General features: G+C 65.4%; 19 protein-coding genes. 13 read left to right on the top strand and 6 right to left on the bottom strand.

Annotation, left to right across the window (positions count from 1 at the left end; translation table 11 throughout):
* The first annotated feature begins 94 nt into the window (after nt 1-94).
* Nucleotides 95-1,579: a nickel-dependent hydrogenase large subunit gene (locus tag V5B60_RS20000; protein ID WP_332349567.1), complete on the top strand. Its 1,485-nt coding sequence runs from the start codon at nt 95-97 to the stop codon at nt 1,577-1,579.
* A gap of 39 nt (nt 1,580-1,618) precedes the next feature.
* Complete coding sequence (locus V5B60_RS19995) at nt 1,619-2,803, top strand: MFS transporter (protein ID WP_332349565.1); 1,185 nt, start codon at nt 1,619-1,621, stop codon at nt 2,801-2,803.
* Between the two features lie 110 nt (nt 2,804-2,913).
* Here the strand turns inward: V5B60_RS19995 and V5B60_RS19990 are convergent, their stop codons facing one another.
* Complete coding sequence (locus V5B60_RS19990) at nt 2,914-4,074, bottom strand: NnrS family protein (protein WP_332349563.1); 1,161 nt, start codon at nt 4,072-4,074, stop codon at nt 2,914-2,916.
* Nucleotides 4,075-4,172: 98 nt separating this feature from the next.
* Nucleotides 4,173-4,859 carry an RluA family pseudouridine synthase gene (locus V5B60_RS19985; RefSeq protein WP_332349561.1) on the bottom strand — a complete coding sequence of 229 codons (687 nt, stop codon included), beginning with the start codon at nt 4,857-4,859 and terminating at the stop codon, nt 4,173-4,175.
* A gap of 186 nt (nt 4,860-5,045) precedes the next feature.
* Between V5B60_RS19985 and V5B60_RS19980 the strand changes: the two genes are divergently transcribed.
* Nucleotides 5,046-5,873, top strand: coding sequence for a crotonase/enoyl-CoA hydratase family protein (locus tag V5B60_RS19980; RefSeq protein WP_332349559.1), 828 nt, complete (start codon nt 5,046-5,048; stop codon nt 5,871-5,873).
* Nucleotides 5,874-5,957: 84 nt separating this feature from the next.
* Here V5B60_RS19980 and folE read toward each other — a convergent pair whose 3' ends face one another.
* Nucleotides 5,958-6,602, bottom strand: a complete 645-nt coding sequence (gene folE, locus V5B60_RS19975) for a GTP cyclohydrolase I FolE (RefSeq protein WP_332349557.1) — start codon at nt 6,600-6,602, stop codon at nt 5,958-5,960.
* 235 nt (nt 6,603-6,837) lie between these two features.
* Between folE and V5B60_RS19970 the strand changes: the two genes are divergently transcribed.
* Together V5B60_RS19970 and V5B60_RS19965 are read left to right on the top strand one after the other, a co-directional pair.
* Nucleotides 6,838-8,082, top strand: a complete 1,245-nt coding sequence (locus tag V5B60_RS19970) for a nitronate monooxygenase (RefSeq protein WP_332349556.1) — start codon at nt 6,838-6,840, stop codon at nt 8,080-8,082.
* Between the two features lie 56 nt (nt 8,083-8,138).
* The gene (locus V5B60_RS19965; RefSeq protein WP_332349554.1) at nt 8,139-8,984 is read left to right on the top strand and encodes a 23S rRNA (adenine(2030)-N(6))-methyltransferase RlmJ; all 846 of its coding nucleotides are present in this window, start codon (nt 8,139-8,141) and stop codon (nt 8,982-8,984) included.
* Here the strand turns inward: V5B60_RS19965 and V5B60_RS19960 are convergent.
* The 3 genes from V5B60_RS19960 to V5B60_RS19950 all read right to left on the bottom strand — a co-directional run bounded on the left by V5B60_RS19960 (nt 8,959) and on the right by V5B60_RS19950 (nt 11,458).
* Entirely contained in the window at nt 8,959-9,369 is a 411-nt protein-coding gene (locus V5B60_RS19960) for a nucleotide pyrophosphohydrolase (protein WP_332349552.1), read from the bottom strand. The genes V5B60_RS19965 and V5B60_RS19960 overlap by 26 nt on opposite strands.
* 4 nt (nt 9,370-9,373) lie before the next feature.
* On the bottom strand, nt 9,374-10,357 hold the full coding sequence (locus V5B60_RS19955; protein ID WP_332349550.1) for an HpcH/HpaI aldolase/citrate lyase family protein: 984 nt from the start codon (nt 10,355-10,357) through the stop codon (nt 9,374-9,376).
* Nucleotides 10,358-10,471: 114 nt separating this feature from the next.
* Nucleotides 10,472-11,458, bottom strand: a complete 987-nt coding sequence (locus V5B60_RS19950; RefSeq protein WP_332349548.1) for a malate dehydrogenase — start codon at nt 11,456-11,458, stop codon at nt 10,472-10,474.
* Between the two features lie 211 nt (nt 11,459-11,669).
* On the opposite strand from V5B60_RS19950, the gene V5B60_RS19945 reads away from it, so the two are divergent.
* The 8 genes from V5B60_RS19945 to V5B60_RS19910 all read left to right on the top strand — a co-directional run bounded on the left by V5B60_RS19945 (nt 11,670) and on the right by V5B60_RS19910 (nt 20,353).
* On the top strand, nt 11,670-12,407 hold the full coding sequence (locus tag V5B60_RS19945) for a GntR family transcriptional regulator (protein WP_332349547.1): 738 nt from the start codon (nt 11,670-11,672) through the stop codon (nt 12,405-12,407).
* A gap of 117 nt (nt 12,408-12,524) precedes the next feature.
* Nucleotides 12,525-12,917 carry a succinate dehydrogenase, cytochrome b556 subunit gene (gene sdhC, locus V5B60_RS19940; RefSeq protein WP_332349545.1) on the top strand — a complete coding sequence of 131 codons (393 nt, stop codon included), beginning with the start codon at nt 12,525-12,527 and terminating at the stop codon, nt 12,915-12,917.
* Complete coding sequence (gene sdhD / locus V5B60_RS19935) at nt 12,911-13,258, top strand: succinate dehydrogenase, hydrophobic membrane anchor protein (protein ID WP_295351498.1); 348 nt, start codon at nt 12,911-12,913, stop codon at nt 13,256-13,258. Before sdhC ends, sdhD begins: the two co-directional genes overlap by 7 nt.
* Nucleotides 13,259-15,043, top strand: coding sequence for a succinate dehydrogenase flavoprotein subunit (gene sdhA, locus V5B60_RS19930; protein WP_332349542.1), 1,785 nt, complete (start codon nt 13,259-13,261; stop codon nt 15,041-15,043).
* 24 nt (nt 15,044-15,067) lie between these two features.
* Nucleotides 15,068-15,781, top strand: coding sequence for a succinate dehydrogenase iron-sulfur subunit (locus V5B60_RS19925; RefSeq protein ID WP_034934554.1), 714 nt, complete (start codon nt 15,068-15,070; stop codon nt 15,779-15,781).
* The gene (locus tag V5B60_RS19920; RefSeq protein ID WP_295351506.1) at nt 15,781-16,035 is read left to right on the top strand and encodes a succinate dehydrogenase assembly factor 2; all 255 of its coding nucleotides are present in this window, start codon (nt 15,781-15,783) and stop codon (nt 16,033-16,035) included. Before V5B60_RS19925 ends, V5B60_RS19920 begins: the two co-directional genes overlap by 1 nt.
* A 70-nt stretch (nt 16,036-16,105) precedes the next feature.
* Nucleotides 16,106-17,401, top strand: a complete 1,296-nt coding sequence (gltA, locus tag V5B60_RS19915; protein ID WP_332349537.1) for a citrate synthase — start codon at nt 16,106-16,108, stop codon at nt 17,399-17,401.
* A 111-nt stretch (nt 17,402-17,512) separates the two neighbouring features.
* A complete protein-coding gene (locus tag V5B60_RS19910; protein WP_332349535.1) occupies nt 17,513-20,353 on the top strand; it encodes a 2-oxoglutarate dehydrogenase E1 component in 2,841 nt (946 codons plus the stop codon).
* Nucleotides 20,354-20,362: the final 9 nt, after the last annotated feature.

The raw sequence follows: 20,362 nt of genomic DNA, 5'->3' as shown, positions 1-20,362 counted from the left end.
TTGCACGTCGTCTGCTATAGTTTGGCTTCCGGGCTTGTGAAGCCGTCGACAGCGCGACCGCGCTGCGGCTGCGGGGAGGAATCAGGGATCACGGATGAGCCGGCTTCTGACCATCGGGCCCTTCAACCGCGTCGAGGGTGACCTCGAAGTCACGCTCGAGGTGGCAGCCGGTCGTGTCGCTGCCGCACGCGTCAGCTCCTCGCTCTATCGTGGCTTCGAGCATATCCTGATTGGCAAGCACCCGCTCGACGCGCTGGTCATCGTGCCGCGCATCTGCGGCATCTGCTCGGTCTCGCAGTCTTCTGCCGCTGCGGCAGCCCTCGCCGACGCCGCGGGACTCGAGATGCCGGCGAATGGTCGCCTGGCGAGCAACCTGATCCTGGCCTGCGAGAACCTGGCCGACCATCTGACCCACTTCTACCTCTTCTTCATGCCCGACTTTGCCCGCGCCGCCTATCGCGGTCGTCCATGGCACCGACAAGCCGAGCAGCGCTTCCAGGCGACGGTCGGTGAAGCGCTGCGCGAAGTCCTGCCGGCACGCGCCGATCTGCTGCGTCTGATGGGCCACCTCGCGGGCAAGTGGCCACACAGCCTGGCGCTGCAGCCGGGCGGCACGACGCGCGCCGTAACGGCCACCGAGAAAGTTCGTCTGCTCTGCGTGCTGCGCGACTTTCGCGGCTTCCTGAGCCGGGTCGTCTTCGGCGATTCGCTGGAGAACGTCAGCGCCATCGAGTCGGCTGACACGCTCGCGGCTTGGGCAAGCGGCAGGCCGGCCGACTTCGCGCGTTTCGTCGAGATCGCTGCCGATCTCGACCTCGACTCGGTCGGACGGGCGAGCGATTGCTTCCTGAGTTATGGTGCGTATGCGACCGCCGGCGCTACCTGTGCCGGCGCCACCGACGCCGCCACCGGTCACCTCTTCGCCCGTGGCATCTGGCACGGGGCAGGCCGGCCACTCATGGTCCAGTCGATCAGCGAGGACGTCGCGCATTCCTGGCTGTGCGGCGAGCAGGCGCTGCATCCGGCGGTCGGCGAGACGCGACCGCTGCTGGGCGAGTTCGCCGAGAAACCGGCCGCCTACACGTGGTGCAAGGCGCCACGCTACGAAGGCCAGGCTGCCGAAACGGGTGCCCTGGCCCGCCAACTGGTCGCCGGACAGCCGTTGCTGCGGGCTCTGGTCGCGGCGCAAGGCGGCAGTGTCCTGGCACGGGTCTGCGCGCGCCTCCTGGAGCTGGCGCTGGTCGTGCCGGCGATGGAGCGCTGGGTGCGTGCCCTGGCCCCGGGCGAAGCCTTTTGTGCGCACGCACCGTTTCCCGAAGAGGCCCACGGCGCCGGGCTCGTCGAAGCGGCACGCGGCGGGCTCGGGCACTGGCTGCACATGGAGAACGGCCGCATCGCCAGCTACCAGATCGTCGCGCCGACCACCTGGAACTTCTCGCCGCGCGACGCCGCCGCTGTTCCCGGACCACTGGAGCAGGCGCTGGCGGGCTTGGCGGTGGCCGAGGGCGAAGAGCTGCCCCTGCTCGTGCAGCATGTCGTCCGTTCCTTCGATCCGTGCATGGTGTGCACCGTGCATTGAACTTGGCGTGGCGGGCTTTTTCCTGCGAGGATGACGGCGATGACGATGACCACCATCCGTGCCGGCGCCTCCGCCGCCAGCCGTGCCGCCTGGCTGCTTGCCGGCGTCGAGTTCTTCTTCTCGCTCGGCTGGGTGGTCTATGTCATCTTCCTGCCCGAGCTGCTGGCGCGCGGCGGGGTCGACAAGCGCCATCTGCCGTGGCTGTTGGCTGCCGACCAGTTGCTCTTCGCACTCGCCGACTGGGCGATCGGCGTCGCCGTCGATCGCGCGCGCGCCGCGCTGCGCCGCATTGGCGGGATGCTCGTCATGCTGGCGGCGGTGGCCGCGGTGGCGATGCTGTTGCTGCCGTGGCTGGCGTCGGCGCCGCCACTCTTCCTGCTCGCCACTGCCGTCTGGGTGCTGGCTTCAGCGGCATTGCGCGCGCCGCCATACGTCCTGCTTTCGCGGCACGCCGCGCGCGCGGCGATGCCGCGCCTCGCCGGCATCCAACTGCTCGGACTGGCGGTCGCTTCGGCGCTGGCGCCGTACCTGGCGATCGTCCTCAAGGGGGTCGATCCGGCGCTGCCCTTTGCCCTCAGCGCGCTGGCGGTGGCGGTGACGGCGCTGGCGCTGGTTGCCGTCGAGCGTTCGCTGCCGCCACCGCAGCCGGTGGCGGTGGCGGTCGACGTGGACGGTGGCCGACGGGTGCAGGCGGTCGGCTGGAGTGTCCTGCTGCTGATCGCGCTGTTGTTCGCCTTCGGCCAGCAGGTGCATACGGCGATCAACTCGGCGGCGCAGTTCAGGCGCCTGGCTGACCCGGACCTGCTGCCGTGGCTGCTGCCGGTCTTCTGGGCCGGCTTCAGCATCGGGCTGCTGGCGGTCGGCCGCCTCGTCCGCGCCCGCGGCGCGCTGGCTGTGTTGCAAGGGTCGGCGGCCGGCGGCGCGCTGGCACTTGGCTGCGCAGCGCTCGCCGGTTCACTGGCCGTCCTGCTGTCGAGCCAGTTCATCGCCGGGGCGCTCTGGGGCTGCATCCTGTGCACGTCGATCGGCATCGTGGCCGAGCGTGGCGATCCGCTGCAGAGCGGCCGACACACCGGTGCGCTGATGGCGACGCTGGCGGTGGCGGCGATGTCGCGGTTGAGCCTGGCGGCTGTCGGCGGCGGCACGGGAGCGCTCCTCGAATGGCTGCCGGTGGCGGTGTGGGTGGCGGCGCTTGCGCTGCTGCTGCGCTTGGCGCGGGTGTAGGGCGCGCGAACGCGGGCCTTCAACCGGCGACCCGCGGCCACCCACCGCGGGCATCAGCGTGCACCGAATGCGGGCCCGCTGCGCAAGCCACCTCGGGCGTCGCCACCAGTTCAGTGCTCCCTGCCGTCCACCCGCGGCTGCATGAGAATGGGAATGTAGCGCCAGGCGAGGAGTGTGAAGCAGGCGAACCAGCAGGCGGCGGCGAGCTGGATCCAGAGCAGGTAGTGGCCGGGGTCGAGCTGCGACAGGACGACGCGGATGACGAAGCCGGCGATCATGATCCACAGCACGCTGCGGTCGAGCCGGTCGAAGACCAGCGCACGGCCGGTATGGCCCTTGCAGATGCGGATCAGCATCGCCGGGATGATCAGCCCCATGGCGCCGAAGGTGAAGACGTGCGTCGAAAGCGAGCCGAGCCACGGTGGCGGCGCCAGCAGTTCACTTCCCTGCAGCAGCAACTGCACGACGATCGCCAGGTAGCCGAGGTACATGATGCCGATCTCCAACCGGCGCAGCGCGCGGTGCGGCTGCCAGAAAGCGAGGCGGATGGCGAGCAGCAGCGCCAGCAGCAACGACAGCGCCGCGCTGCATGTCGGCGGCAGCAGGCCACCGGCGACGAGCAGCAGCGCCAGCAGCTTGATTGCCGCATCGAGCAGTGGTTGCCGCAGGATGTCGGCATCGAGCGCGTTCTTCATGAACTGGGTGACGGTCCGCTCGAGCATGACGAGAAAGGCGACGCGGAACAGCGCGAGCGTCATCGCCGCGCCCGCCGGGAACGACTCGCTGCCCAGCAGCAGCGTCTTGGCGACGAGGAACAGCGGCAGGATGATGAGGAAGAAGTAGTTGTCGCGGAACGAATCGGTATCGCGGTGGCGGGCCAGCGTCCACAGCAGCATGCCGACGATGCTGGCGAGAAAGAGGTTGCTGGCGAGGCGGAAGACGAGTGGCGGCAACTCGCCGGCAAACCACATGCCGGCGCGCTCGAGCAGCCAGGCGACGACGAGGAGGATCAGCGGCACGCCGTGGTAGCCGCGCACCTTCACCCAGTTCTTGCTTGCCGTGAGCAGGAAGCCGCCGAGGACGGCCCAGCCGAAGCCGAAGAACATTTCGTGCGCGTGCCACTGGCTGGGAGAGAACGGCGCCGGCGGCGGCGCGATCGTGCCGGCGAAGATCAGCGCCCAGACGGGCGGCAGGCTGAGGCCGGCGAGACAGGCGAGGGCAAAGAAGGGGCGGAATCCGACCAGCCAGAGGGGGTGGGTCGAGAGCTTCATCGGACGGGTGCAGGGGCAGGGACAGCGCGCGGGAGGACGCAGTATAGCCGGACGGCGGCGGCATGTCGCGATGCGCCGGGCGCGGGACGTGCCGGTCGTCAGAACGGCGCCGGTGAGTCGATGCAGAGCGGTCTGCCGCTGGCAGGATGGATGAAGCGCAACTGGTCGGCGTGCAGCAGCAGGCGGTCGACAGCGCTGGCGCTGCTGGCGTCGCCGTACAGCCGATCGCCGATGATGGCATGGCCGAGTGCCTGCAGGTGGACGCGTAGCTGGTGGGTGCGGCCGGTCTCGGGAAACAGCGCCAGCCGCGATCGGTTGCTGGCGGGGTCGTGGCCGAGGAGTAGGTAACGGGTCAGTGAGCGCTTGCCGGCCAGCCGGTCGACCTTCTGCCGCGGCCGCTGCGGCCAGTCGGCGGCAAGCGGCAGGTCGATCGTGCCGCGGTCCGCCGGCGGTCGTCCGGCGACCACCGCCAGATAACGCTTGTGCACGCGGCGCGCGGCGAAGTCGCCGGCAAGCCGCCGCTGCACCTCGCGGCCGCGCGCCAGGAGCAGCAGGCCCGATGTGTGCAGGTCGAGGCGATGGACCAGCAGCGCGTCGGCAACGATTGCCTGCACGCGCCGCAGCAGGCAGTCGTCCTTGCCGTCGCCGCGACCGGGTACGGCGAGCAGGCCGGCCGGCTTGTTGACCAGCAGCAGCGATGCGTCGAGGTAGGCAATTTCCGGTCCCCGGTCGGGGGGCGGTGCGTAGGGCAGGGCGGCGAGCTCCGATGGCTGCGGCGAGGGCATGGTGCGGCGATGACGGTGACGGTGGGGCGATTGTCGCGCACTTTTCCGCGTTCGGGAGCGGTCGCCGCGGGCAAGCGGACCGGGCGGGCCGTGCAGATCGGGTACACTGGCCCCGTGAGGCGCGCCGCCCGGTGCTGGTGCCGGCGGCGATCCTGCCAACCGGCCCGGCCATCTTCAGGAGAACCGATGAACACGCACATTCCGCAACTGGAGACGATTGCGATCGCGCTCGACGAAGGACTCGCCGAGCTTCGTCTCGACCGCCCCGAACGTTCGAACGCGATCAACGAGGCTATGTGGCAGGAGTTGCGCATCGCCTGCAACTGGGCGGACGCGACGCCGGCGGTGCGTGTCGTGGTGCTGGCCGGTGCCGGCCGCAATTTCTGTGCCGGCATCGATCTGGCGATGCTGACGAGCGTCGGCGAGGTGGTTGCCGACGCCGATCCGGCGCGCAGCCGTGAGGCACTGCGGCGGTTGATCCTCGACCTGCAGGATTGCCTGAGCAGCGTGGAGCGCTGCCGCAAGCCGGTACTTGCGGCGATCCACGGCGCCTGCATCGGCGGTGCGGTCGATCTCGTGACCTGTTGCGACATGCGCTACGCGGCCGCTGACGCGCACTTCTCGGTGCGCGAGATCGATGTCGGGATGACCGCCGACGTTGGCACGCTGCAACGGCTGCCGAGACTGATTGCCGACGGCGTGGCGCGCGAACTGGCCTACACCGGCCGCAGTGTGGCTGCCGACGAGGCGGAGCGAATCGGCCTGGTCAATCGCGTTTTCCCCAGTGCGGAGGAACTGCTCGCCGGCGTGCGCGGGATCGCCCGCGCCATCGCCGGCAAGTCGCCGCTGGCGATTCGCGGGACCAAGGAGATGCTCAACTACGGCCGCGACCATTCGGTGGCCGACGGCCTGAACCATGTCGCCACCTGGAATGCAGCGATGCTGATGTCGGCCGACCTCGAGGAGACGATGGCGGCGCTGCGCGAACGGCGGCCCGCGCGCTTTCGCGACTGAAGCCTATCGGCCCGGCGTCGATCGCGCTGGCGGCAGCGCCTCGCTGCGCGCGCTGTGCGCGGGCTCACGCCGGCACGCCACTCTTCAGTCGTGGCGGCGAGCGCCGGCGATGGCCCGCTGGAACTCGCTGCGCAGCTGCGGCGAGTGCTCGAAGTCGCCACAGAAGGACTGCGTGATGACGCGCTCGTCGCCGCGGCGGTCCTCGCCGAGCAACAGGCACAACTGCTCGGCCTCGATGACGCAGGCGGCGCCACGTGCCTTGCCGTGCCGCATCAGGGCTTCGGCGATGTCGCGTGTCATCCATTCCTGGTAGGTGAAGCGATGGCCGATGGCGTCGACGAGGCGTGCGATGCGGCCGAAGCCGTGCAGGCGTCCGCCCGGCAGGTAGGCGACATGCGCCACGCCGCGAAACGGCACGAGGTGGTGCGGGCAGACACCATGGACGGCGATACCGCGGACGATGACGAGGTCGCTGCGCTGGTCGGCGAAACCTTCGCCAAGGGCGGTCGCCGGATCGAGATCGTAGCCGCCGAGCAGACGGTGCTGCCACAGTTCGCGCACGCGCTGCGGCGTGCGGCCCATGTGCGTGGTATCGGCGCTGATGCCGCAGGCGCGCAGCAGGTCGACGACGGCGCGTTCGAAGGCGGTCGCATCGAACGCTTGCTGGCGCGCGATGCCGATCGTGGCGGTGCTTGCGCCGGCGGGTTCGGGATGGTTGCAGTCGGTCATCGGCGGTCTTCATCCGGCATGGCTGATGGTGACATGATACACGCCGCCAGCTGTCGACCCGGAGGGCGACTGCCGGTGCGTGGTGAATTCGCGACGGGCGGTGCGAAGACGCTGATTTCGCTCGCGGCGGGGCGCCACGCGCGCGCTCGATGAGCGATAATCCGGGCCTTGAGCCATTTCGATGATCAAGTGCCGTTCGAGTGGTGGGCGCGGATCCGGCTTGGGAAGGAAGTGCATGAAGCGCGTTGATGATTTTCGCTTGCGGTTTGGCGGGAAGGAACTGGTGCCGATCGTGATCGGCGGCATGGGCGTCGACATCTCGACGGCCGAACTGGCGCTCGAGGCCGCTCGCCTCGGCGGCATCGGCCACATTTCCGATGCCATGGTGAACACGGTCGCCGATCGAAGGTTCAACGCCAAGTTCGTCAAGGACAAGCTGCAGCAGTACAAATTCAACGTCGCCAACTCCGACAAGTCGGTGGTCCGCTTCGATCTCGCTCAGCTTGCCGAAGCGACGCACATGCACATCGGGCGAACGATGGAGGCGAAGCGCGGTGACGGCCTGATCTTCGTCAACTGCATGGAGAAGCTGACGATGAATTCGCCGCGCGAAACGTTGCGCGTGCGCATGGCAGCGGCGCTCGACGCCGGCATCGACGGCATCACCCTGGCCGCCGGCCTGCATCTCGGCTCGTTCGCACTGATCGAGGATCATCCGCGTTTTCGCGATGCCAAACTGGGGATCATCGTCTCCTCGCTGCGCGCGCTGCAGCTCTTCCTGCGCAAGACGGCGCGCAGCAACCGCCTGCCGGACTACGTCGTCGTCGAGGGACCGCTGGCCGGCGGCCATCTCGGTTTCGGCATGGACTGGGCGCAGTACGATCTGGCGACGATCTTCACCGAGATCCATCGCTACCTGCAGGCTGAGCAACTCGACATTCCGCTGATCCCGGCGGGCGGCATCTTCACCGGCAGCGATGCGGTCTCGTTCCTCGAGCTGGGGGCGGCGGCGGTGCAGGTGGCGACGCGCTTCACCGTTTCCCGCGAGTGCGGCCTGCCGGAGGACGTCAAACAGCGTTATTTCGCTGCCAGCGAGGATCAGATCGAGGTCAACCAGATCTCGCCGACGGGTTACCCGATGCGCATGCTGAGCAACAGCCCGGCGATCGGTGATGGCATTCGGCCGAACTGCGAGGCGTATGGCTACCTGCTCGACAGTTCCGGCAACTGCTCTTACATCAGCGCCTACAACCGCGAGGTGGCAGCCAACCCAGGCGTCAAACGGATCTCGGTGAAGGACAAGACCTGCCTGTGCACGCAGATGCGCAACTTCGACTGCTGGACCTGCGGGCACTATGCCTACCGTTTGAAGGATACGTCGCGGCGTCTGCCGGACGGCAGCTACCAGTTGCTGGACGCCGAGCACATCTTTCGCGACTACCAGTTCAGCACCGACGGCCAGGTCCGGGTTCCCGACTAGTGCGCCCGGTGCCCACGCCCGCCAGCGTCATTCGCAGCGCAGCGGGGCGTTAGCCCGTGCTCAGCTACCGGCACGCCTTTCATGCCGGCAACCACGCCGATGTCCTCAAGCATCTGGTGCTGGTACATATGGCCCGCCACCTGGCGCAGAAGGACAAGGCCTTCTGGTACATCGATACACACGCCGGTGCCGGCAGCTATGTGCTCGATTCGCCGGCGGCCGCGAAGCTCGCCGAGCATCGCGAGGGCATTGGTCGCCTCTGGCTCCGCAAGGATCTGCCGGCGGCCGTTGGCGACTACGTCGACCTGGTCCGGCTGGCCAACCCGGACGGTCGCCTGAGGATCTACCCGGGTTCGCCGACCTTCGCGCGGTGCACGCTGCGGGCGCAGGACCGGCTGCGACTGTGCGAACTCCACAGCCGAGAGGTGCTTCGCCTGCGCGAGAACTTCTCCGCGTACTCGCGGCAGGTCGTGGTCGAGGAGGCCGACGGTTTCGCCGCCCTGAAGGGGTTGTTGCCACCGCCGCCGAGGCGGGCGCTGGTGCTCATCGATCCGCCTTACGAGGAACGGCGCGATTACGAGCGCGTCGTCCTGGCTCTGAAGGACGCTCTGCAACGCTTCGCGGGTGGCAGCTACCTGCTCTGGTATCCGCTGCTCAGCAAGCTGGAAGCGCACGAACTGCCGGCACGCCTGAGGCGCCTGCCGGCGGCGCGCTGGCTACATGTCAGCCTGCGTGTGCGGACGCCGGCCGCTGATGGCTTCGGCATGCATGGCAGCGGGCTGTTCGTGATCAATCCGCCGTGGACGCTGCAGGCGATGCTGGAGGAATCGCTGCCGTGGCTGCGGCAGGTTCTGGCGGTGGACGCCGGTGCCGCCTTCACGCTCGAGGGCGAGGCTCCCTGAAGCCGCCTGCGGCCGGCTCGCCGCGTTCGTCGGGCGCTGGCTGCTCATGTTTGCGGCTGCTGCCGTAGCTGCTTGCCACCGGGTAGCGCACGGCGTTCTTGCGCAGTTTGGCTTGCGCCGCTTCCTCGAGGTCGATGCCGGCGTGCTCGGCGACGAGTAACAGGTAGAGCAGCACGTCGGCGCATTCGTCGCGCAGCGCCTCGCGGCTCGAGGCGTTGGCCGGCAGCGCGTCGACCTCGGCGTCGCTCTTCCACTGAGTCAGTTCGAGCAGTTCGGCTGCCTCGAGGTTGAGCGAGACGATGAGGTTGCGCAGGCTGTGGAACTGGGACCAGTTTCGCTGCTCGCGAAAGTCGATCAACTGCGCGGTCAACGCCGAAAGACTCATCGCTTCAGGCGAAGAAGCGCTGCCGGGCGGCGGCCGGCAGTTGCATGCCGGTGGCGCGGGCGCGGGCGAGGAGTTCCCAGTAGTAGCGGTAGGACGCTCGATCGTGCAGGCGGCCTTGGTGCTGGATCGGTCCCCAGTCGCTTTCCTGGGCAGCGGCCAGGATGGCGGTGGCTTCCTCGACTTCCGAGAAGTCGGGGCACATCGCCTCGAAGATCGGCACGATCTGGTTCGGGTGGATGCTCCACATGCGCAGGTAGCCGAACTCGCTGCGTGCGCGCAGCGCGTCCTGATGGATGAGATCGAGATCGCGCAGCTCGGTGGTGACGTTGTGCGAGGGGACGACGCCGTTGGCCAGAGCGGCAGTGGCGATCTCGCACTTGGCGCGCGCGACCAGCGGGTGGTCAAACTGGCCGGGGCTCTTCATGGCCGAACCGGGGATCGCGCCATGATGCGCGCTGACGAAATCCATCAGGCCGAAGTCGAGCGATTCGACCTCGGGCAGGGCGGCGATCTGCCACACCTCGCGCAGCGCCCTATGCGTCTCGATCAGGACGTGCAGCGGGATCGTCCGCTCGAGGCCGGCGCTCGCCGTGACGCGTTGCACGACGCGCAGTTGTTGCTGCACATCGTCCACGCCGCCGACCTTCGGCAGCGTCAGGAACGCCAGCCGCCGCCCGGCGTTGCCGACGATGATCTCGATGTCCTGCTGCCATGCGGGATGACGGATGTCGTGGATGCGCGCGCCAATGCGGCCGTGCCGGTTGCCCTCGCTCATGATGATGCGGGCCACCATCGCGGCGTGTTCGCGGTCGGCACCGGCGACCGCACCGTCCTCGCAGTCGCAGGTGAGGTCGAAGATCGGGCCGATCTCGCCCTGCAGCTGCAGCGCCTTGCTGATCAGCCTCTCGGAGCCCGCGTAGTGGTCGACGGCGGGCAACATCGGGAAGGGCTTTTCGCCCGCGAAGAGAACCTGGCTCGGGTGGCGCATCGATCGTCGGCATGGCAGTGTTGGCGAGCCAGCATTCTAACCCGCAGCGGCAGCGCCGCGGCGGCGAAAAAAAACCGCGGCGGGAGCCGCGGTTGTCGGTAGGGGACGCCGCGGCTACAGCATGTCCTTGACCGCGTCGCGCTCGTCGGTCAGTTCCTTGAGCGTCTTGTTCATCTTGTCGCGCGAGTAGTCGTCGATGGCGATGCCCTGGATGATCTTGAACGAACCGCCCTTGCATTCGCACGGGAAGCCGAAGACGATCCCGACCGGGATGTCGTACGAACCGTCGGAGGGCACACCCATGGTCACCCATTCGTCGGAGCCGAGGACCCAGTCTCGCACGTGATCGATCGCTGCATTGGCGGCCGAAGCGGCCGACGAGAGGCCGCGGGCGTCGATGATCGCCGCGCCGCGCTTGCCGACCGTCGGCAGGAAGGTGTCGTTGTTCCACACCGCATCATTGATCAGGGCCTTGACGTTGTCGCCGTTGGACGTGCAGTTGCGATAGTCGGCGTACATCGTCGGCGAGTGATTGCCCCAGACGACGAGTTGCTTGAAGCTGGCAACCGGGCGGCCGGTCTTGTTGGCCAGTTGCGACAGGGCGCGGTTGTGGTCGAGACGCAGCATGCCATGATAGTTGGCCGGGTTGGTGCGGCCGACCTTGCGCGCCGCGCTGCCGGCGATCAGTGCGTTGGTGTTGCAAGGGTTGCCAACGACGAGGACGCGCACGTCCTCCTTGGCGTTCTCGGCGATCGCCTTGCCCTGGACGGTGAAGATGGCGCCGTTGGCGGTCAGCAGATCGGCACGCTCCATGCCCGGGCCGCGCGGCCGCGCGCCGACCAACAGGCAGACGTCGGCGTCCTTGAAGGCGACGTTCGGATCATCGGTGGCCAGCATGCCGGCGAGCAGTGGGAAGGCGCAGTCCTCGAGTTCCATCATCACGCCCTGGCAGGCCTTCTGGGCCTGCGGCAGGTCGAGCAGTTGGAGAATGACCGGTTGATCCTTGCCGAGCATCTCGCCGGAGGCAATCCGGAAGAGCAGGCTGTAACCAATCTGGCCGGCGGCGCCGGTGACCGCGACGCGCATGGGGGCTTTGGACATGATGCGGCTCCTGTCGTGAGAAACATGCATTGGGTGGACGAAAGCGATTGGCCTGGCCCTGACGACGGCACGTGTCCGTGGGGGCAGCAAATCGCGCGAATCATAAGATCCCCGGCTCTTCGGTGTCAAATATATCTTATGTCTTATATAAGATATGCCTTGATTCGGACGGGATGGACGCCGCGGTCGATTTGTGCTGAAATGGCGAGCCATGAGCCGCTCGTCGTCACTGCATTCTCCCACCTTCAGTCCGCTCTATCGGCAGATCAAGGAACTGATCCTGCAGCAGTTGGAGTCAGGCGAGTGGGGCCCGGGAAGCCCGATCCCGAGCGAGTCGGAACTCGCTGCGCGCTTCGGCGTCAGCCAGGGCACCGTGCGCAAGGCCATCGACGAGATGGCGGCCGAACATCTGCTCGTTCGGCAGCAGGGCAAGGGGACCTTCGTTGCCACGCACCGCGATCCGGGGTCGTTTTTCCGCTTCCTTCGTCTCGTGCCCAATCAGGGCGAACGCCAGATATCGCAGAGCGTGCCACTGGAATGCTGGCGCGCCAAGGCCGGTCCCGATGTGGCGCGCATCCTGGCGCTCGAGGCGGGCGCGCCGATCACCATCGTTCGCCGTCTGTTGAAGCTCGGCGACGAGCCCGTGGTCTTCGACGAGATCTATCTGCCGAGCGAGCTGTTTCCCGACCTGTCGCTCGACGCCCTGCGTTCCGGCGAGTCGCTGTACAGCCTGTTCGAGACGCGTTATGGCGTGCGCATGATCCGCGCCGACGAGCGCCTGCGCGCGATCGCCGCCGACCGCGTCAGCGCCGAGCTGTTGCAGGTGGCGGAGGGAACACCGCTGCTGCTCGTCGAGCGAGTGACTTTCACGTATGGTTCGCGGCCCGTCGAATGGCGGCGGGGATTCTATTCGACACGCAATTATCACTATCACAACGAGCTCGGCTGACGGCTTGCAGCCGGCATCCAGGGAGAGTCAGGCACGTGCCGATGTTCTATAATCGCGCGTGGTATCGAGGGGGTCGGGCGTTGCAGCCGGCCACATTACACATGAGGGGTAACGTTCATGGCAGAGATGGCAGTCAAGAAAAGGCGTCCAAAGAACTTGGACCTGCCGACCATCAGGCTACCGCTTCCGGGTATCCTGTCAATCATTCACCGGATCAGCGGGGCAGCCCTGTTTCTCCTCCTGCCTTTTCTGCTATGGCTGCTGCAGAGCAGCCTCGCCTCGCCGGAGAGTTTCGCCGCCGCGCGCGCCGTGGTCGGTCATCCGCTGGCAAAGATCGTCCTTCTCGGCCTGATCTGGTTCTACATGCACCACTTCTGCGCCGGCATCCGCTACCTGCTGCTCGACCTGCACAAGGGGGTTGAACTCGAGGCAGCGCGTCTCTCGAGCAAAATCGTTTTCGCCGTCAGCATCGCCCTGACGCTGATCATCGGAGCAAAAGCGCTATGGTAAATCGCATTCTCGTCGGGGCTCATTACGGCCTCAAGGACTGGATCATCCAGCGTGCGACAGCCGTCGTCATGGCGCTGTACACGTTGCTTTTTCTGGTCGTCGTCGGCGCTGTCGGGCCGGATTCCTTCGATGCCTGGCGCGCTGTCTTTGCCCATGGCTTCATGAAGTTTGCCACTTTCCTTTTCCTCGTCAGCGTCTTCTACCATGCCTGGATCGGTATTCGGGACATCTGGATGGACTACGTCAAGCCGGATGGCTTGCGCCTGCTGCTGATGATCGCGACCGCGACGGTGCTGGTCGGCTATGCCGGCTGGGCGTTTCAGATTCTGTGGAGAATTTAAGTGAACAAGCAATCCGTAGCGGTACGCAAGTTCGACGCCGTCATCGTTGGGGCTGGTGGTTCGGGCCTGCGGGCAGCGATCCAGCTGTCCGAAGCCGGACTCAAGACGGCCGTCCTGTCGAAGGTCTTTCCCACCCGTTCGCACACCGTGGCCGCCCAGGGCGGTGTTTCCGCCTCTCTCGGGAATTCCGAGGAAGACCATTGGCACTGGCACATGTACGACACCGTCAAGGGCTCCGACTGGCTCGGCGACCAGGACGCCATCGAGTACATGTGTCGCAAGGCGCCCGAGGTCGTCGTCGAGCTCGAGCATTTCGGCATGCCTTTCGACCGCACCGATGAAGGCAAGATCTATCAGCGCCCGTTCGGCGGCCACATGTCGAATTTCGGTGAGAAACCGGTGCGCCGTGCCTGCGCCGCGGCCGACCGCACGGGCCACGCGATGTTGCACGCGCTGTATCAGCGCAACGTGCGCGCCAACACGCAGTTCTTCGTCGAGTGGATGGCGCTTGACCTGATCCGCGACGAGTCGGGGCAGGTGCTCGGGGTCATTGCGCTCGAGATGGAGACCGGCGAGGTCGTCGCCTTCCACAGCAAGGCGACGGTTTTTGCCACCGGCGGCGCCGGCAGAATCTACTACTCTTCCACCAATGCCTTCATCAATACCGGCGATGGCCTCGGAATGGCGGCGCGCGCAGGCATCGCGCTCGAAGACATGGAGTTCTGGCAGTTCCACCCGACTGGGGTTGCCGGCGCCGGCGTGCTGATCACCGAAGGGGTGCGCGGCGAGGGCGGCATCCTGCGCAACTCGACCAACGAACGCTTCATGGAACGCTACGCACCGAACGCCAAGGACCTCGCGTCACGTGACGTGGTCTCGCGGGCGATGGTGACCGAGATCAACGAGGGTCGAGGCTGTGGCCCGAACAAGGATTTCGTCCTGCTCGACATCACCCATCTCGATCCGGCAACGATCATGAAGCGGCTGCCCGGGATTCGCGAGATTTCGATCCAGTTCGCCGGCATCGACCCGATCAAGGCACCGATTCCGGTCGTGCCGACCTGCCACTACCAGATGGGCGGCGTGCCGACCAACTACAAGGGACAGGTCGTCGGCGACGACGGCGCGCCGGTCCGCGGGTTCTATGCCGCCGGTGAAGTGGCCTGCGCTTCGGTGCATGGTGCCAATCGCCTGGGAACGAATTCGCTGCTCGACCTGCTGGTCTTCGGCAAGGCTTCCGGTGACACGGTGATCGACGACCTGCGTTCGGGCGAGATCGGTCTCAGGGATCTGCCGGCTGGCTTCGCCGATCGTACGCTGGCGCGGCTGAACCGTCTCAACACGCAGACGGGCGGCGCCAGTGTCAACGAATGCCGCCTCGAGCTGCAGCGGACGATGCAGAAGCACTGCGGCGTCTTCCGCTTCAAGGACATGCTCGTCGAGGGTGTCGCGAAGATCATCGAGGTCGAGAAAGCCGTCGCGCATACGGAAATCAAGGACAAGTCGCAGGTTTGGAATACCGCCCGCGTCGAGGCGCTTGAGCTGGACAACCTGGTCGAGGTGGCGAAGGCGACGATGGTTTCGGCCGAAGCCCGCAAGGAATCACGCGGCGCGCATGTGCGCGATGACGCGCCGGACACTGCGGCCAACCCGAATGGGCGCGACGACGCCAACTGGCACAAGCATACCCTCTGGCACCGCGAGGGCAATCGCCTGAGCTACAAGCCGGTGATCATGAAGCCGCTGTCCGTCGAAACCATCGCGCTGAAGACGCGTTCCTACTGATCGTGCGCCAAGGAGTGCAAGATAATGGCTACCAGTACCATGCAGTTCAAGATCTACCGCTACGATCCCGACAAGGACAACGCACCGTACATGCAGGATGCTTCGGTCGAGGTCGATTTCTCGCTTGACCGCAAGTTGCTCGACGTCCTGACGCGGCTGAAGGCCAAGGATGACAGCCTGTCCTATCGCCGCTCGTGCCGCGAAGGCATCTGCGGTTCCGACGCGATGAACATCAACGGCAAGAACGGCCTCGCCTGCCTGACCGAGATCAAGGATCTCAAGCAGCCGGTCGTCCTGCGGCCGCTGCCCGGCCTGCCGGTGATTCGCGACCTGATCGTCGACATGACCCAGTTTTTCAAGCAGTACCACTCGATCAAGCCGTACCTGATCAACGAGGGGCCACGTCCAGAACGCGAGCGGCTGCAGTCGCCGGAAGAGCGCGAGGAACTCAACGGCCTCTACGAGTGCATTCTCTGCGCCTGCTGTTCCACCTCTTGCCCCTCGTTCTGGTGGAATCCCGACAAGTTCGTCGGACCGGCAGGGTTGCTCAACGCTTACCGCTTCATTGCCGACACCCGCGATCAGGCAACCAACGAGCGCCTCGATGATCTCGAGGATCCCTACCGTCTGTTCCGTTGCCATACGATCATGAACTGCGTCGATGTCTGCCCGAAAGGACTGAACCCGACGCGGGCGATCGGCAAGATCAAGGAAATGATGGTTCGTCGCGCCATCTGATGGACGATAGGGAAAAGCTCAACCGCCTGCGCTGGCGTTGCACCCGGCGCGCGATGCTGGAGATGGATCTGCTGCTCGGCGAGTTCCTCGAGCGGCTCTACCCGACCCTCGATGCAGCGCAGGCGGATGCTTTCGTCACCATGGCCGACATGGAGGACCTGGAGCTGTGGCCGCTGGTCAATGGCCAGCGCGAGCCCGACGATCCGGTTCAGGCCGAAGTACTCGCCTTGTTGCGCAACGTAAGAGTTAAGTAAGGAAGCTGTCCTAGTCTCAGAGCTTCCTGTTCGTAGCTGTGACCTCAACACCTGAACGGGGATTTATAGAATGACGACCGAGCGCAAAGCAACTCTGATCATCGAAGGACGGCCGCCCGTCGAGTTTCCAATCATGACGCCGACACACGGCAATGATTGCATCGACATTCGCACCCTGGGCGCCAAGACCGGCCTGTTCACCTACGATTCCGGCTACCTTTCGACGGCGAGCTGTCGATCGACGGTCACCTTCATCGATGGCGACAAGGGTGAGTTGCTCTACCGTGGCTACCCGATCGAGCAACTGGCCGAGCAGTGCAACTTCCTTGAGGTCGCCTACCTGCTCTGGCACGGCGAACTGCCGGACGCCAAGCAGAAAAGGAAGTTCGAACTGAACATCAAGGAACACACCATGGTGCACGAGCAACTGGTGAAGTTCTATCAGGGCTTCCGCCGTGACGCGCACCCGATGGCCGTGCTGGTCGGAGTCGTCGGCGCGTTGTCGGCGTTCTATCACGAGGCCGAGGATTTCTCCGACCTCGAGCACCAGAGCATCAGCTTCAACCGCATCGTTGCCAAGTTGCCGACGATCGTCGCCATGGCCTACAAGTATCATCGCGGCGAACCGTTCATGTATCCGCGCAACGATCTCGACTACACGGCGAATTTCATGCACATGATGTTCGCGACACCGTGCGAGAAGTACGTCCCGAATCCGGTTCTCGTGCATGCGCTCGACACCATCTTCACGCTGCACGCCGACCACGAGCAGAATGCATCGACCTCGACGGTGCGCCTCTCCGGCTCTTCCGGTGCCAATCCCTACGCCTGCATCTCGGCCGGCATCGCCTGCCTCTGGGGCCCGGCGCATGGTGGTGCGAACGAAGCCTGCCTGCAGATGCTCGAGGAGATCCACGACGTTTCGCGCGTCGGCAAGTACATCACGCGGGCGAAGGACAAGAACGACGACTTCAAGTTGATGGGCTTCGGCCACCGCGTTTACAAGAACTTCGACCCACGCGCCAAACTCATGCGCAAGGTGTGCAGCGACGTCCTCAGCGAACTCGGTCTGCAGAACGACCGCCTTTTCAAGCTGGCGATGGAACTCGAGAAGATTGCCCTTGAAGACGAGTACTTCATCGAGAAGAAGCTCTATCCGAACGTCGATTTCTACTCCGGCATCGTGCAGAAGGCTCTGGGTATCCCGACCTCGATGTTCACCTGCATCTTCGCGCTGGCGCGCACGGTCGGCTGGATGACGCAGTGGGAAGAGATGATCAACGATCCGGAGTACAAGATCGGTCGCCCACGGCAGCTGTACATCGGCGCCGCCAGGCGCGACGTCGTGCCCGTCGAACAGCGCTAGGACGACAGGGTTGAAAGGGCGGCAGGCAGTAGCCGCCCTTTTTTCATGCCGTGGCCTTTTCGCCACGGCCTTTCTCAATCCGAACCAGAACGGTGAAGACAGGTAACTGCCATGATGAATCAGCTTTTTGGTAACTCTCTCCTTTTTGGCGGTAACGCGCCCTTTGTCGAGGAGTTGTACGAGAACTACCTCGACAACCCTGGATCCGTTTCCGAGCAATGGCGCGACTACTTCGACAAGCTGGCGCAACTTCCGGGTTACGTCGCACGCGATGTTCCGCATCTGCCGGTAATCAATGCTTTTGCCGAGCAGGCGAGGAAGGGAGGCTACCGGGCGGCGGCAGCAGCGCCTGTGGACGACCGGAAACAGGTCGGCGTGCTGCAGATGATCACCTCGTACCGTTTCATCGGTGACCGCTGGGCGAACCTCGATCCACTCAAGCGCATGGAACGTCCGGAGGTGCCACAGCTCGACCCCGCCTATTACGGCTTCTCCGATGCCGACCTGCACACCGTCTTCAACGCAGGCTCCTTCAAGGGTACTCCCGATCACGCCACTTTCGGCCAGATCTACGATGCGCTCAAAGCGACCTACTGCGGCTCGATCGGCGTCGAGTACATGTACATCAGCACGGTGGCGGAAAAGCGCTGGATTCAGGATCGTCTCGAACGGATCCACTCGAAGCCGAATTACACGGCCGACGAGCGCAAGCGGATGCTTGAGCGGCTGACCGCGGCAGAGACCCTCGAACGGTATCTGCATACCCGCTATGTCGGCCAGAAGCGCTTCTCGCTCGAGGGCGGTGAGTCGGCGATCGTCGCGATGGACGAACTGATCCGGGTTGCCGGTGCCGGTGGAGTCGACGAGATCGTCGTCGGCATGGCGCACCGCGGGCGGCTCAACGTCCTGGTGAACACCCTCGGCAAGGAGCCGGCGATGCTTTTCGAGGAGTTCGAGGGCAAGAAGGCGCAGGAACTGACCGCTGGCGATGTGAAGTACCACATGGGCTACTCGTCGGACGTGTCGACCCCGGGTGGTCCCTGCCATCTGACGCTGGCCTTCAATCCATCGCACCTCGAGATCGTCAACCCGGTAGTCGTCGGCTCGGTCTATTCGCGCCAGCGTCGGCGCGGCGAGGATGGTCAGGACAAGGTCCTGGCAGTGCTGCTGCACGGGGATGCGGCGGTCGCTGGGCAGGGCGTCAACCAGGAGATGCTCAACTTCGCGCAGACGCGGGGCTACGGCGTTGGCGGCACCATTCACATCGTCATCAACAACCAGATCGGCTTCACGACTTCCGACCCGCGCGACTATCGTTCGTCGCTGTACTGCACGGACATTTTCAAGATGGCTGAGGCGCCGATCTTCCACGTCAATGGCGACGACCCCGAGGCCGTGGCACTGGTCACCGGCATCGCCGTTCAGTACCGCAAGACCTTCAAGAAGGACGTCGTGATCGACATCGTCTGCTATCGCAAGCTCGGACACAACGAGCAGGACGAGCCGATGGTCACGCAGCCGCTGATGTACAAGAAGATCCAGCAACATCCCGGAACGCGCAAGCTCTATGCCGACAAGCTCGTCGCCGAGGGTATTCTCGCCCCGGAGGGGCCGGACGAGATGATTGCCGACTATCGTGCCCACCTCGACCGTGGCGAGCTGCTGTACAACCCGGTGATCGCCGGTTACAAGCACCCGATGACGATCGACTGGACGCCTTTCCTTTCCCCGAGCTACATCGACAACTGCGACACGAAGGTACCGGTCGCTGAACTGCGCCGGCTGGCCGAGCGGTTGACAACGATTCCGGCCAACTTCACCCTGCACAGCCGGGTCAGGAAGATCATCGACGACCGGCGGTTGATGGGCGAGGGCAAACTGCCGGTCGACTGGGGAATGGCCGAGAATCTGGCCTACGCTTCGCTGCTCGTTTCGGGTTATGGCGTCCGCATTTCGGGGGAGGATGTCGGCCGCAGCACCTTCTTCCACCGCCACGCTGCCCTGCACGATCAGAATCGCGAACACTGGGATCGCGGCACCTATTATCCACTGGCCAATCTGCAGGATCGCCAGGGTGGTTTCCAGTGCTTCGACTCAGTGCTTTCGGAGGAAGCCGTGCTCGCCTTCGAGTACGGCTACTCGACCGCCAATCCCTTCGAGCTTGTCGTCTGGGAAGCACAGTTCGGCGACTTCGCGAACGGCGCGCAGGTGGTGATCGACCAGTTCATCGCTTCCGGCGAGGCCAAGTGGGGGCGCGCCAGCGGCTTGGTGCTGCTGCTGCCGCACGGTTACGAAGGCCAGGGTCCGGAGCATTCGTCGGCGCGCATCGAGCGTTACATGCAGCTCTGTGCGGAGATGAACATGGAGGTTTGCCAACCGTCGACGCCGGCGCAGGTGTTCCACATGCTGCGCCGGCAGGCGGTACGCAACCAGCGCAAGCCGCTGGTCGTCTTCTCGCCGAAATCACTGTTGCGCCACAAGGATGCGACGTCTTCGCTGGAGGACCTGAGCGACGGCGAGTTCCAGCCGGTGATCGGCGAGGTCGAACCGATCAACGCCAAGAAAGTGACCCGCGTCGTCTTCTGCTCCGGCAAGGTGTATTACGAGCTGGTCGCCGCGCGCCACGAGAGGAAGATCGGGCACATCGCGATCGCCCGCCTGGAGCAGTTCTACCCGTTCCCGCAGGAGGCATTCCAGGAGGAGCTGGCGAAGTACCCGAAGGCGACCGAGGTCGTCTGGTGCCAGGAAGAACCGCGCAACCAGGGCGCCTGGTACTGGATCGCGTCGCGCCAGCACCTGTCGCGCTCGCTGAGCGACAAGCAGCACCTGCTGCTCGTCTCGCGCCCGGCGTCGGCCTCGCCGGCGGTCGGTTACGCCAGCAAGCACAACGCCCAACAGAAGGCTCTGATCGACTCCGCACTGGGTGAGATCGAGTATTACAAACTGCCCTAGAACGGAGAG

It is taken from the genome of Accumulibacter sp. (assembly GCF_036625195.1).
Lineage (GTDB): Bacteria > Pseudomonadota > Gammaproteobacteria > Burkholderiales > Rhodocyclaceae > Accumulibacter.
This window is presented reverse-complemented; position numbering and strand designations above follow the sequence as displayed.